Raw genomic sequence first — 13,564 nt, 5'->3', positions numbered from 1 at the left:
ATGGAATTGCCCTCCCAGGTGTTCATCAGCGACGGAAGCCGATGGACCATGCCATAGCGGACAGTCACGCCACAGTGACGATCAGTCACAGAGCGATCAGGAGTCGTCAGACCCCCCAACGGCAGTGCAATGCTGAGAGATCCGCCCATGCATGCCCTTGATCGGACATAGACGGACGAACAGAGCCCTCCCCGGACTCCTTGTCCTATTTTGGCACGAGGAGGGGCGATGGACGCAAGGGCGCAGTTAGTGCCGTCCGTCACGCTTGAACCAATAGCCCGGATCAGGACGTAGGTCCCGAAGGGCCCCCGGTGTCCGGTCAGTTGGCGTGCCGCCGGTCCCGCACGGCCCGCCACCGCTCCACGAGTCGGCCGTACGCCTCGCTCGCGCCCGCCTCGTCCCCCTGGCGCAACGCCTCGATGCCCGCGGCGACGTCCGCCGCCGAATGATCCTCGTCGAGGAGGCCGGCCGGGAGCGCGTGCACGAGCCCGCCGTAGTCCAGCTCCACGTACGAGCGCGGGTGGAACTCCTCCAGCCAGCGCCCCACGTCGACCAGGCTCTCGGTCAGCGGGCCCTCCTCGATCGTGTCCCGCAGCGCCTTCAGGCCGCGCGCGATCCGCCGCCGTGCCTGCACCATCGGGGTGCGGTAGCGCAGCCTCGGCCCGGCCCCGCCCCCGGCGCTCCCCGCGCCGCTCGTCCCGCCGGTCCCCTCCCTCACGTCCCCCGCGTACTCGCGCTCCTCGTCGGCGACGAGGACGAACCAGTGCAGCGGCACCTGCCAGGTCGAGGTGCGGATCCAGGGCCGGGCGTCCGGGTTGCGCTCCAGCCAGCGCTCGTAGTCGTCGGCGGCCTGCCGGCGCACCACCGGCGGCAGCACCGCGTCCAGGACCGGACCCGGCAGCTGCCCCGGCAGCTCGTCCAGGGCCTGCCAGCCGCGCAGCCGCGTCCGCCACGGGCAGACGCACAGCACCCCCTCCGCCTCGATCACGAACGCGTCGTCGCTCTCGTGCACCGGCACCGGGACCGGCGGGGTGGGCAGCAAGTCGGCCAGCGACCGGCGCAGTTCGTCCTGGTAGGAGGGGCGGTGCTCGCGCTTCGCGTAGCGCTCCCAGTGCCCCCGCTCCGGCTGCGGAAAGGCCGCGAGCGGTTCGTACACGCGCAAGTACGCCGCATACGGGACGGTCACCGACGACACCTTGGGCACGGCTGCCCCCTCCCCCGCCTGACCGGTTCACCAGCACCGCAGATCGTCCCACGGCGGGTTCGTGCGGGACGCGACGGAATTCGACCGTACTTCCGTCGGCCCCGGACGCGAGAGAGTGATCCTCGGCACTGCGGCCGTGGCGGGCCCGCGCACGTTCTAACCTCGTGCCCACCGAACGACGGAAGGCCCGCCACCCGCACGGGATTCCGCCCAACCGCCGCTATGTACTTGGGAGTCACCACAGTGACCGATGTGACCGGCGAACTCGTCACCCGTTCCGGCCCCTCAGCAGCAGCCCCGGACGTCCTGCACACCCTGTTCCACTCGGACCAGGGCGGCCACGAGCAGGTCGTGCTCTGCCAGGACCGCGCGAGCGGCCTCAAGGCCGTCATCGCCCTGCACAGCACCGCCCTGGGCCCGGCCCTCGGCGGCACCCGCTTCTACCCCTACGCGACCGAGGCCGAGGCCGTCGCCGACGCCCTGAACCTGGCCCGCGGCATGTCGTACAAGAACGCCATGGCCGGGCTCGACCACGGCGGCGGCAAGGCCGTGATCATCGGCGACCCCGCCGTGATCAAGAGCGAGGCGCTGCTGCTCGCCTACGGCCGCTTCGTGGCCTCCCTCGGCGGCCGCTACGTGACGGCCTGCGACGTCGGCACGTACGTCGCCGACATGGACGTGGTGGCGCGCGAGTGCCGCTGGACCACCGGGCGCTCCCCGGAGAACGGCGGCGCGGGCGACTCCTCCGTGCTCACCGCCTACGGCGTCTTCCAGGGCATGCGGGCCAGCGCCCAGCACCTGTGGGGCGACCCGACGCTGCGCGGCCGCAAGGTCGGCGTCGCGGGTGTGGGCAAGGTGGGCCACCACCTGGTCGGGCACCTGCTGGCGGACGGCGCCGAGGTCGTGGTGACGGACGTGCGCGCGGAGTCCGTGCGGCGCGTCACCGAGCAGTACCCCGCGGTCGCCGTCGTGGCCGACACCGAGGCGCTGATCCAGGTGGCGGACCTCGACATCTACGCGCCCTGCGCGCTGGGCGGCGCCCTGGACGACCACACCGTGCCCGTCCTCACCGCGCAGGTGGTGTGCGGCGCGGCCAACAACCAGCTCGCGCACCCGGGCGTCGAGAAGGACCTCGCCGACCGCGGCATCCTCTACGCCCCGGACTACGTGGTGAACGCCGGCGGCGTCATCCAGGTCGCCGACGAGCTGCACGGCTTCGACTTCGACCGGTGCAAGGCCAAGGCCGCGAAGATCTTCGACACCACGCTCGCCATCTTCGCGCGCGCAAAGGAGGACGGGATTCCGCCGGCCGCGGCGGCGGACCGGATCGCCGAGCAGCGGATGGCGGAGGCGCGCTCGCGGCACTGATCGCGGCGGGTACGTAACGAGTGTCACGCCGATCGGCGGGTCGTCCGCTCAGAAGAGGTTAAAATCGCAGCTGACCAGCGAGGACGGGGCTCCTTGCTGGTCCTGTGCACACGCGCGTGGTGCGGGCGACGTACCGTATGGGCGTGGGCTCAGGTACCGTGGGAGCCCTACGGACCGGTCTCCTCATGGGGAGTCCGTTCCAGATCATGAACGCGTGTCAAGACTCTGGGGCCACCGAGCCCCGTATCCGAGGGGGTCGAGCCATGGGGCGCGGCCGGGCAAAGGCCAAGCAGACGAAGGTCGCCCGCCAGCTGAAGTACAGCAGCGGCGGGACAGATCTGTCGCGTCTGGCCAATGAGCTGGGCGCATCGACGTCGAACCCAGTATCGAATCAGCCGCCGAACGGCGAGCCTTTCGATGACGACGACGAGGAAGACGACCCGTACGCCCGCTATGCGGATCTGTACGACGAGGGCGAGGACGAGGACTCCGACGAGTCCGGTCCCTCGTCTCAGCGCCGCGGCGCTTGACCTCGTAGCACGGACAGCACGTAACTGATTTCTACTGCCTGATTTCTGCTTACTGCTGCACACGCCCGGTCCGGGGTGGCCTCACGCCGGACCGGGTTTTGTGCTGTCCGCGCCGCCCGCGCTCCGGGCTGTCGGCGCCGGGCCCCGCGGAGCTGCTCCGCGGGACTCTCGGATCCTTTGCTACTTCGCGTACTCACCCGTGAGCTCGGCGCCCGTGGCGTGCGCGCCGCGGTCGGTGATCTCGCCGGCCACCCAGGACTCCACGCCGCGGTCGGCGAGGGTCGTCAGGGCGACGTCGACGGACTCCTGCGGCACGATCGCCATCATGCCGACGCCCATGTTCAGCGTCTTCTCCAGCTCCAGGCGCTCCACCTGACCGGCCTTGCCGACGAGGTCGAAGATCGCGCCCGGGGCCCACGTGGAGCGGTCCACGGTGGCGTGCAGGCCCTCCGGGATCACCCGGGCCAGGTTGGCCGCCAGGCCGCCGCCCGTGATGTGGCTGTAGGCGTGCACCGCGGTGGTGCTGGTGAGCGACAGGCAGTCCAGGGAGTAGATCTTCGTCGGCTCCAGGAGCTCCTCGCCCAGCGTCCGGCCCAGCTCGTCGACCTGCTGCTCCAGCGCCATCCCGGCCCGCTCCAGCAGGACGTGGCGGACGAGCGAGTACCCGTTCGAGTGAAGTCCGGAGGACTCCATCGCGATCACCGCGTCACCCTTACGGATGCGGTCGGGGCCGAGCAGGTTCTCGTACTCCACGACGCCGGTGCCGGCGCCCGCCACGTCGAAGTCGTCCGGGCCGAGCAGGCCGGGGTGCTCCGCCGTCTCGCCGCCGACGAGGGCGCAGCCGGCCAGGACGCAGCCCTCGGCGATGCCCTTCACGATCGCGGCGACGCGCTCCGGGTGGACCTTGCCGACGCAGATGTAGTCCGTCATGAACAGCGGCTCGGCACCGCACACCACGATGTCGTCCATGACCATCGCGACGAGGTCGTGGCCGATGGTGTCGTAGACGCCCAGGCGGCGGGCGATGTCGACCTTCGTGCCGACGCCGTCGGTCGCGGAGGCGAGCAGCGGCCGCTCGTACTTCTTCAGGGCGGAGGCGTCGAAGAGGCCGGCGAAGCCGCCGAGGCCGCCGAGGACCTCGGGGCGCTGCGTCTTCTTCACCCACTCCTTCATCAGCTCGACCGCTCGGTCACCTGCTTCGATGTCCACGCCCGCGGAGGCGTAGCTGGCACCGGTGCCCGGGTGCGGGGCGCGCTCGGAGGACTCAGTAGACATGGGTGATCAGAGCTTTCGTGTCGATGCTGCGGAGGTTACGGACGACGGATCGCGTCGTTCGCGGCCGTGGCCGCCGGGCCCGCTGCCAGTTCCGTCTCCAGGAGCTGCTTGCCGAGCAGCTCGGGGTCGGGAAGGTCCATCGGGTACTCGCCGTCGAAGCAGGCGCGGCAGAGGTTCGGCTTGGCGATGGTGGTCGCCTCGATCATGCCGTCGATGGAGATGTACGAGAGCGAGTCGGCGCCCAGGGACGTACCGATCTCCTCGACGGACATCCCGTTGGCGATCAGCTCCGCGCGGGTCGCGAAGTCGATGCCGAAGAAGCAGGGCCACTTCACGGGCGGGGACGAGATCCGGATGTGGACCTCGGCCGCGCCGGCCTCGCGGAGCATGCGGACCAAGGCGCGCTGCGTGTTGCCGCGGACGATCGAGTCGTCGACGACCACGAGCTTCTTGCCCTTGATCACTTCCTTGAGGGGGTTCAGCTTCAGCCGGATGCCCAGCTGGCGGATGGTCTGGGAGGGCTGGATGAAGGTGCGGCCCACATAGGCGTTCTTCACCAGACCCGCACCGAACGGGATTCCGCTGGCCTCGGCGTAGCCGATCGCGGCCGGAGTGCCGGATTCCGGCGTCGCTATGACGAGGTCGGCCTCGACCGGGGCCTCCTTCGCCAGCTTGCGGCCCATCTCCACCCGGGAGAGGTACACGTTCCGGCCCGCGATGTCGGTGTCCGGGCGCGCCAGGTAGACGTACTCGAAGACACAGCCCTTGGGCTTTGCTTCGGCGAAGCGGGAGGTGCGCAGACCGTTCTCGTCGATCGCGACGAACTCGCCCGGCTCGATCTCGCGCACGTAGGCGGCGCCGCAGATGTCGAGGGCGGCGGACTCGGAGGCGACGACCCAGCCGCGCTCCAGGCGGCCGAGGACCAGCGGGCGGATGCCCTGCGGGTCGCGGGCCGCGTACAGGGTGTTCTCGTTCATGAAGACGAGCGAGAAGGCGCCCTGGACCTGGGGCAGCACCTTGGGGGCCGCCTCCTCGATGGTCAGCGGCTTGCCGTCGTCGTCGACCTGGCCCGCGAGCAGCGCGGTGACCAGGTCGGTGTCGTTCGTCGCGGCGACCTGCGTGGCCCGGCCGCTCTCCTTGGGGAGGTCGGCGACCATCTCGGCGAGCTGCGCCGTGTTGACCAGGTTGCCGTTGTGGCCGAGCGCGATCGAGCCGTGCGCGGTGGCACGGAACGTCGGCTGGGCGTTCTCCCAGACGGAGGCTCCGGTGGTCGAGTAGCGGGCGTGACCGACCGCGATGTGACCTTGCAGGGAGCCGAGGGACGTCTCGTCGAAGACCTGGGAGACCAGTCCCATGTCCTTGAAGACGAGGATCTGGGAACCGTTGCTGACCGCGATTCCCGCGGATTCCTGACCCCGGTGTTGGAGGGCGTAGAGCCCGAAGTAAGTGAGTTTCGCGACCTCTTCACCCGGAGCCCAGACACCGAAGACGCCGCAAGCGTCCTGGGGGCCCTTCTCGCCGGGGAGCAGATCATGACTGAGTCGACCGTCACCACGTGGCACGCCACCGAGTGTAGGCGAGATCGACCACGGGTCCGAATTGGGGACCGTGGCTTCCTACGTCCGCAAAGGCCCCGCGGGCTTGGGCGAAGACACTGGACGCGCGTAGCGCGGAGCGGCGTGCGGGGGGCCACAGGCCCGTGATTGCGGGGCTCCGGCGCTGTTCACGGGGGTGCGGGGTGGGGTGGGCCCGGCCGGGACGGAGCGCGCGATGAGTGTGACCGGACGCACGTCGGGGGTCCGGGGGGTGGACGGGGGGTGAGGGCTTGAGCGCGGCCCTGGCCGCTCGGGCGGGAGCATCCGGGGTGCGGGCCTGGCCGCCTGGGCGGGGACATCCGGGGTGCGTCCTGCGCCGCTCGGGCGGGGGCATCCGGAGTGCGGAACGGCGTTGACAGGGTGGTGCCGGACTGGGCATGGTCCTGGATCATGCAGCCTCTCCGTGGCCACGCGGCCACCCTGGTGAGCCGTCGGCACGTCGACCTCGTCCGTGTCGCCAGCGCCATCTGTCGTTGCGCCTGATTGCTGGGTCCTGCGATCTGCGAGCTGCGAGCTGCGATCTGCGATCTGCATTCTGGGTTCCTGCGTTCTGCATCTGACTCGCACGCATCGATCGTGCGGCTGGCTCGCACGCCTGGATCCTGTGGCTGATTGCCTGCGGCTGATGCACGCGCCCTGAATCCTGCGCCTCGCATCTCGCGACCTGCATCTCGCGACCTGCGTCCCGCGACCTGCACTCCGCGTCCTTCGCCTCGCGTCTCGCGTCCTGCTTCCCGCGTCTCGCGTCTCGCGTCTGATTCCCGGCGCCGCCCGTCGTCGCCGCTGTCGCGGCGGTCGGTGCGGTGTACCCGGGATGTCCCTGTTCCGCTCCTTTGCGCCGGAGGAGCGGGGCGTCCTCCGTTCCTCTCCTTCCAGCTCACCGGGAGCCCCTTCATGTCCTCGCATGCCTCGAACCTGTCCCGGCGCGCCTTCGGCGGGGTGGTCGGCGCCTCGGCGACCGCCGCCGCCCTCGGCGCTGCCGCCGCGCCCGCGGACGCCGCCCCCGGCACGGTGGAACGCCCGTTCCGCGCCGCCCCCGGGCGGACCGCCAAGCGCCCGAACATCCTGTTCATCCTCGGTGACGACCTGGGCTGGGCCGACCTCTCCTCGTACGGCGCCCCGCACATCAAGACCCCGAACCTGGACAGACTGGCCCGGCAGGGCGTCCGCTTCACCGACGCGTACAGCGGTTCCGCGACCTGCTCGCCGACCCGCTTCAGCCTCTACACGGGCCGCTACCCGGGCCGCACGGCGGGCGGGCTCGCCGAGCCGATCGCCGACCGGTCCGTCGGGCTCGACCCGAACCACCCCACACTCGCCTCGCTGCTGCGCGGCGCCGGATACGCCACCGCGCTGATCGGCAAGTGGCACTGCGGCTACCTCCCGGACTACTCGCCGACCAAGTCCGGCTGGGAGGAGTTCTTCGGGAACTTCGGCGGCGCCCTGGAGTACTACTCGAAGCTGGGGCTGGGCGGGGAGTACGACCTGTACGAGGGCGACGTGCGGGAGGGCGACGCCGAGTACAAGGACCTGCGGTACTACACACGCATCCTCACCGAGCGCGCGAGCGAGTACGTACGGCGTGACCACGGCGGCCACCCCTGGCTGCTGAACCTGAACTTCACCACCCCGCACTGGCCCTGGATAGCCGACGGGGACGAGAAGCAGAGCGCCGAGATCGTCCGCAGGATCAAATCCGGGGATCCGAGGGCCTTGTTCCACACCGACGGCGGCTCCGTCGAGAAATACACGGAGATGGTCCAGGACCTCGACCGCTCGGTCGGGCAGGTACTGAAGGCGCTGACGGAGTCCGGCCGGGAGCACGACACCCTCGTCTTCTTCGCCTCCGACAACGGCGGCGAACGCTTCTCCTACAACTGGCCGCTTTCCGGCAACAAGACCTCCCTCCAGGAGGGCGGCATCCGCGTACCGACGATCGTGCGCTGGCCCGCGCGGATCGACGGCGGCCAGGTCAGCCACGAGCCCGTCTTCAGCCCCGACTGGACGGCGACGCTGCTGGAGATCGGCGGGGCCCGGCCGGCTCCGGCCTATCCGCTCGACGGCACCAGCCTCGCCGGGTATCTGCTGCGCGGCGAGGCACCGCCGGCCGAGCGGGAGCTGTTCTGGCGGGTCCGTGGGGAACGGGCCCTGCGGCGCGGCGACTGGAAGTACTACCGCGGCCAGGGCGGCGCCGACCAGTTGTTCGACCTGGCCGCCGACCGGCGCGAGCAGGCGGACCGCGCCGCGGACCGACCGAAGCTGCTCGCCGAACTCAGGTCCGCCTGGGAGAGGACGGACGGGGAGCTGCTGCCTTATCCGGAGAGGTGAGGCCCGTGAGGCGCAGGGCCGGTCAGGGGGTGGGTGTCCGGTTCCACTCCCAGGAGCCCCGGTCGACCCGGGCCCTCACCCCATGATGGGCAGCACCGCGCTCAGGTCGGCCCGCTCGCCGCTCGCTCTGACGCTCGCGTCGTCGACCGCCCGCTCCCACCGCGTCCGGCCGGTCGCCAGCCGGATCCAGGTGAGCGGGTCCGTCTCCACCACGTTCGGCGGGGTGCCGCGGGTGTGCCGGGGGCCCTCGACGCACTGGACGACGGCGAACGGCGGGACCCGCACCTCGGTCGAGGCACCCGGCGCCTTCACGGCGAGCGCGTCGGCCAGCAGCCGGGTGCACGCCGCCAGGGCCTGCCGGTCGAAGGGGACGTCGAGACCGGGCACCGCGTCGTTCAGGTCGTCGGTGTGGACGACGAGCTCGACGGTCCGGGTCACCAGGTAGTCCGCCAAGGACATGGCCCCGGCCCCCATCGGGAGCGGCCGGGCATCGGGCGCGGCGTCCAGGAGCGCGGCGAACCGCTCCTGCGTGCGGTCGAGCAGCGCCACGACGTCCGGGGTCTCCTCGGCCAGGGACCGGACCCGGCCGGCGATGTCCCCGGCGTTCGCGGCCGTCACGAACGGCCAGTCGAGCGCGGCGACCTCCGCCTTGGCCGGTTCCGGCAGCGCGAGGGCCCGGTCGACCGCGCTCAGCGCCATCGAGATGTGGGCCAGCAGCTCCCGCACGCTCCAGTCGCCGAGCCGCGTCGGCCCGGCGAGCTGCTCGGGCGTGAGGGCCCCGGCCGCCTTCCGCACGTGCCCGAACTGGGTCAGGACAGCGGTACGGATCTTGTCTGCGGCGTAGGAACGAGGACGCTTCTTGCCCGCGGCGCCCGGGCCGCCCCTGCTCGGCGGAGGAGTCATGACGGCGACCCTACGCCCGCGCGCGGCCCCGGCTCGGCGCCGCCCGGCCCTGCCCCCGGCCAGGGCTCGGCCCCGGTCCGCCCCGCCCCCGGCCAGACCGGGCGGGCCGCGGTCAGGGCCACCAGCAGTGGGACGACTCTGCCCGCCGGCACCTCGTAGCGGCCCCGGCCCGCGGAGCGCAGCCAGCCGGCGGCGGTCAGCTGGCGCAGGTGGTGGTAGATCTGGCCGCTCGTGCCGACGTCGTCCAGGTCGGCCAGCTCGGTGGCGGACGTGCGGCCGCCCAGCACCTCGCGCAGCAGCCGCAGCCGCAGTCCGTGGCCGAGCGCGGCGAACGCCTCCGCCATCTCCGACCAGTCCGACGCCAGCAACTCGTCGGTGGCGGTGCCGTACTGCCACTCGTACGCCCGCTCCTGCTCGCCGCCCGGCAGGCGCACCGCCCCGGTGAACAGCACGCCACCGCCCGCGACCTCGACGAGCTGCTCCTTCAGCCCTTCGAGCGCCCAGAACGCGCCCGGCGCCACCGTCGGCGCCACCGGTCCGCTCTCCAGGGCGCCCACCCGTCGCTCCAACTCCGCCACCCGCCGCTCAAGCTCCGTCATGCTTCGAGATTACGTAGTTACGTAAAAGCTTCCAATCCCTCGTTCGAGGGAATCCGCTGCCGACGGCTGCCGCTGCCGACGGCTGCCGCCGCCGTCGGCCACCCCGGCCCGCCCCACAACGCACGACGAAGCCCCCCGCCCAGAACGGGCAGGGGGCTTCACGACACCAGTCGACGGCCGGGCCGGCAGTCGGCTCAGGCCAGCAGCGCCGGAATCGTGTTCTCGTGCGCCTCGCGCAGCTCCGCCAGCGACAGGGCGAACTCGCCCTGCACGTCCACCGTCGCCGCCTCGCCCGCGCCGTCCACGACCCCGACCCGGGTCACGGGCAGCCCCCGCGCCCCGCACATGTCGGTGAAGCGGAGCTCCTCGCTGCGCGGGACGGCGACGACCGCGCGGCCCGCCGACTCCGAGAAGAGGAAGGTGAACGCGGAGAGGCCGTCCGGGACGACCAGGCGCGCGCCCTTGCCGCCGAGCAGCGCCGACTCGACCACGGCCTGGATCAGACCGCCGTCGGACAGGTCGTGCGCGGCGTCGATCATGCCGTCGCGGGAGGCCGAGATGAGGATGGACCCGAGCAGCCGCTCGCGCTCCAGGTCGACCTCGGGCGGCAGCCCGCCGAGGTGGTCGTGGACCACCTGCGACCAGGCCGAACCGCCGAACTCCTCACGGGTCTCCCCGAGCAGGTAGAGCAGCTGGCCCTCCTCCCGGAACGCCACCGGGGTGCGCCGCGCCACGTCGTCGATGACGCCGAGCACCGCGACGACCGGCGTCGGGTGGATGGCCGCCTCGCCCGTCTGGTTGTACAGCGAGACGTTGCCCCCGGTCACCGGGGTGCCGAGCTGCAGGCAGCCGTCGGCGAGGCCGCGGACGGCCTCCGCGAACTGCCACATGACGGCCGGGTCCTCGGGCGAGCCGAAGTTCAGGCAGTCGGAGACGGCGAGGGGCTTGGCGCCCGTCGTCGCCACGTTCCGGTAGGCCTCCGCGAGGGCGAGCTGCGCGCCCTTGTACGGGTCGAGCTTGGCGAACCGGCCGTTGCCGTCCGTCGCGATGGCGACGCCGAGGCCGGACTCCTCGTCGATGCGGATCATGCCCGAGTCCTCGGGCTGCGCGAGCACGGTGTTGCCCTGCACGAAGTGGTCGTACTGCGAGGTGATCCACTTCTTGGACGCCTGGTTGGGAGAGGAGACGAGCGCGAGGACCTGGGTCTTCAGCTCGTCGCCCGTCGACGGGCGTGGCAGCGCGTTCGCATCGTCGGCCTGGAGCGCGTCCTGCCACTCGGGGCGCGCGTAGGGGCGCTCGTAGACCGGGCCGTCGTGCGCGACCGTGCGCGGGTCCACGTCCACGATCTTCTCGCCGTGCCAGAAGATCTCCAGCCGGTCGCCGTCGGTCACCTCACCGATGACGGTGGCGATGACGTCCCACTTCTCGCAGATCTCCAGGAAGCGGTCGACCTTCTCCGGCTCCACGACGGCGCACATGCGCTCCTGCGACTCGCTCATGAGGATCTCCTCGGGAGAGAGCGTGGAGTCGCGCAGCGGTACGTCGTCCAGCTCGACGCGCATGCCGCCCGAACCGTTCGACGCCAGCTCGCTGGTCGCACAGGAGATGCCGGCCGCGCCGAGGTCCTGGATGCCGACGACGAGCTTCTCGGCGAACGCCTCCAGGGTGCACTCGATGAGCAGCTTCTCCTGGAAGGGGTCACCGACCTGCACGGCGGGCCGCTTGGAGGGCTTGGCGTCGTCGAAGGTCTCGGAGGCCAGGATGGAGGCGCCGCCGATGCCGTCGCCGCCGGTCCTGGCGCCGTACATGATGACCTTGTTGCCCGCGCCGGACGCCTTCGCGAGGTGGATGTCCTCGTGCCGCATGACACCGATGGCACCGGCGTTGACCAGCGGGTTGCCCTGGTAGCAGGCGTCGAAGACGACCTCGCCGCCGATGTTCGGCAGGCCCAGGCAGTTGCCGTAGCCGCCGATGCCGGCGACGACGCCGGGCAGCACGCGCTTGGTGTCGGGGTGGTCGGCGGCGCCGAAGCGCAGCGGGTCCACCACGGCGACCGGCCGCGCGCCCATCGCGATGATGTCGCGCACGATGCCGCCCACTCCGGTGGCAGCGCCCTGATAGGGCTCTACGTAGGAGGGGTGGTTGTGGGACTCCACCTTGAAGGTGACGGCGTAACCCTGGCCGACGTCCACGACACCGGCGTTCTCCCCGATGCCCACGAGCATGGCGTCGGACTGCGGGGCCTTCTCGCCGAACTGGCGCAGGTGCACCTTGGACGACTTGTAGGAGCAGTGCTCGGACCACATGACCGAGTACATGGCCAGCTCGGCGCCGGTCGGGCGGCGGCCGAGGATCTCGACCACGCGCGCGTACTCGTCCTTCTTGAGGCCGAGCTCGGCCCAGGGCAGCTCGACGTCGGGGGTCTGTGCGGCGTTGTCGACGGTGTCGAGGCTCATGAGGCGGCGACCAGCTTCTTCAGGATCGAGGTGAAGAACGGGAGGCCGTCGGTGCGGCCGCTCCCGACCAGGGGCTCCACGGCGTGCTCCGGGTGCGGCATCAGACCGACGACGTTGCCCGCCTCGTTCGTGATGCCGGCGATGTCGCGCAGCGAGCCGTTCGGATTGACGTCGAGGTACCGGAAGACGACCCGGCCCTCCGCCTCCAGCATGTCGAGCGTGCGCTCGTCGGCGACGTACCGCCCGTCCATGTTCTTCAGCGGGATGTGGATCTCCTGGCCCGCCTCGTAGTCGGCGGTCCAGGCGGTGCCCGCACTCTCCACGCGCAGCTTCTGGTCGCGGCAGATGAAGTGCAGGTGGTCGTTGCCGAGCATCCCGCCGGGCAGCAGGTGGGCCTCGGTGAGGACCTGGAACCCGTTGCAGATGCCGAGGACGGGCAGGCCCGCCTTCGCCTGGTCGATCAGCGTCTCCATGACCGGCGAGAAACGCGAGATGGCGCCCGCGCGCAGGTAATCGCCGTAACTGAATCCGCCCGGCAGGACGACCGCGTCGACCTGCTTCAGGTCCTTGTCCTTGTGCCACAGAGCGACCGGCTCGGCACCGGCGAGGCGGATCGCGCGCTGGGTGTCCCGGTCGTCGAGGGAACCCGGAAAGGTGACGACGCCAATACGAGCGGTCACTTTTCGGCCCCCGCCGCGGACGATACGGGCTCTTCCGCACCCGACGCGTCTTCCACCTTCACGATGAAGTTCTCGATCACCGTGTTGGCGAGGAAGCTTTCCGCGAGCTCGTGGATACGGGCGAGGGCGGCGTCATCCACCGGCCCGTCCACTTCGAGCTCGAATCGCTTTCCCTGGCGAACATCGGAGATGCCATCGAAACCGAGGCGCGGCAGCGCACGCTGCACCGCCTGGCCCTGGGGGTCGAGGATCTCCGGCTTGAGCATGACGTCGACTACGACGCGTGCCACTGGCACTCCCGGTGTGTGGTGCTGAGCAGGTCCGTTCAGCGTACCTGCCCAAATCTTCTACTCGCGTAGACGGTAGGAAGCTACGAGAGCCGCATCACGTTACGGCAACGACATCGGATCCGCACGGAAAATTCCGGGAAAGAGTCCGGATAACCGCCCCGGTGGACACGCGGAGATTATTGACTGGTCTTCCCAGCACATTGCCGGGCAGGGTAAAAAGGAAAAGGCGCATACAGGCAACCGGCCTGAGCCCGGGGAGCGGGATTGCCCGGGCATTGCTCTTTCAGAGCTGGACAGTCGACATCACCGCACGTCAAAGCGGGGGTGCCGGACGAA

General features: G+C 70.9%; 11 protein-coding genes and 1 pseudogene. 4 read left to right on the top strand and 8 right to left on the bottom strand.

The features are described 5' to 3' along the window. Positions 1-319 precede the first annotated feature (319 nt). Entirely contained in the window at positions 320-1,204 is an 885-nt protein-coding gene (locus tag ACIBW6_RS32020) for a hypothetical protein (RefSeq protein WP_399065860.1), read from the bottom strand. A 243-nt stretch (positions 1,205-1,447) separates the two neighbouring features. Here ACIBW6_RS32020 and ACIBW6_RS32015 point away from each other — a divergent pair, with 243 nt between their 5' ends. Both ACIBW6_RS32015 and ACIBW6_RS32010 read left to right on the top strand, forming a co-directional pair. Beyond that, a complete protein-coding gene (locus ACIBW6_RS32015; protein WP_399065858.1) occupies positions 1,448-2,572 on the top strand; it encodes a Leu/Phe/Val dehydrogenase in 1,125 nt (374 codons plus the stop codon). 263 nt (positions 2,573-2,835) lie between these two features. Beyond that, complete coding sequence (locus ACIBW6_RS32010; RefSeq protein WP_324774074.1) at positions 2,836-3,102, top strand: DUF3073 domain-containing protein; 267 nt, start codon at positions 2,836-2,838, stop codon at positions 3,100-3,102. 180 nt (positions 3,103-3,282) lie between these two features. Here ACIBW6_RS32010 and purM read toward each other — a convergent pair whose 3' ends face one another. Continuing rightward, entirely contained in the window at positions 3,283-4,377 is a 1,095-nt protein-coding gene (purM, locus tag ACIBW6_RS32005) for a phosphoribosylformylglycinamidine cyclo-ligase (RefSeq protein WP_399065856.1), read from the bottom strand. A gap of 35 nt (positions 4,378-4,412) precedes the next feature. Next, the gene (purF, locus tag ACIBW6_RS32000; protein ID WP_399065854.1) at positions 4,413-5,939 is read right to left on the bottom strand and encodes an amidophosphoribosyltransferase; all 1,527 of its coding nucleotides are present in this window, start codon (positions 5,937-5,939) and stop codon (positions 4,413-4,415) included. Between the two features lie 423 nt (positions 5,940-6,362). Between purF and ACIBW6_RS31995 the strand changes: the two genes are divergently transcribed. Both ACIBW6_RS31995 and ACIBW6_RS31990 read left to right on the top strand, forming a co-directional pair. Beyond that, positions 6,363-6,455 (top strand): putative leader peptide, encoded by a 93-nt coding sequence (locus ACIBW6_RS31995; protein ID WP_399065851.1) that lies wholly within the window; start codon positions 6,363-6,365, stop codon positions 6,453-6,455. A gap of 411 nt (positions 6,456-6,866) precedes the next feature. Further along, a complete protein-coding gene (locus ACIBW6_RS31990; RefSeq protein ID WP_399065849.1) occupies positions 6,867-8,300 on the top strand; it encodes a sulfatase in 1,434 nt (477 codons plus the stop codon). 75 nt (positions 8,301-8,375) lie between these two features. Here the strand turns inward: ACIBW6_RS31990 and ACIBW6_RS31985 are convergent, their stop codons facing one another. The 5 genes and pseudogenes from ACIBW6_RS31985 to purS form a co-directional block, all read right to left on the bottom strand. Further along, entirely contained in the window at positions 8,376-9,203 is an 828-nt protein-coding gene (locus ACIBW6_RS31985; protein WP_399065847.1) for a sterol carrier family protein, read from the bottom strand. Positions 9,204-9,301: 98 nt separating this feature from the next. Beyond that, a pseudogene (locus ACIBW6_RS31980) lies at positions 9,302-9,802 on the bottom strand (ArsR family transcriptional regulator); the annotation flags it as partial. Between the two features lie 194 nt (positions 9,803-9,996). Next, positions 9,997-12,258, bottom strand: a complete 2,262-nt coding sequence (purL, locus tag ACIBW6_RS31975) for a phosphoribosylformylglycinamidine synthase subunit PurL (RefSeq protein ID WP_399065846.1) — start codon at positions 12,256-12,258, stop codon at positions 9,997-9,999. Then, positions 12,255-12,938, bottom strand: coding sequence for a phosphoribosylformylglycinamidine synthase subunit PurQ (gene purQ / locus ACIBW6_RS31970; protein ID WP_399065843.1), 684 nt, complete (start codon positions 12,936-12,938; stop codon positions 12,255-12,257). The genes purL and purQ overlap by 4 nt, the downstream gene beginning before the upstream one ends. Continuing rightward, positions 12,935-13,234, bottom strand: coding sequence for a phosphoribosylformylglycinamidine synthase subunit PurS (gene purS / locus ACIBW6_RS31965; protein ID WP_399065841.1), 300 nt, complete (start codon positions 13,232-13,234; stop codon positions 12,935-12,937). The genes purQ and purS overlap by 4 nt, the downstream gene beginning before the upstream one ends. Between the last annotated feature and the right edge of the window lie 330 nt (positions 13,235-13,564).

Source organism: Streptomyces sp. NPDC049813, from assembly GCF_044465085.1.
In the GTDB taxonomy this organism is placed as follows: Bacteria; Actinomycetota; Actinomycetes; order Streptomycetales; family Streptomycetaceae; genus Streptomyces.
This window is presented reverse-complemented; position numbering and strand designations above follow the sequence as displayed.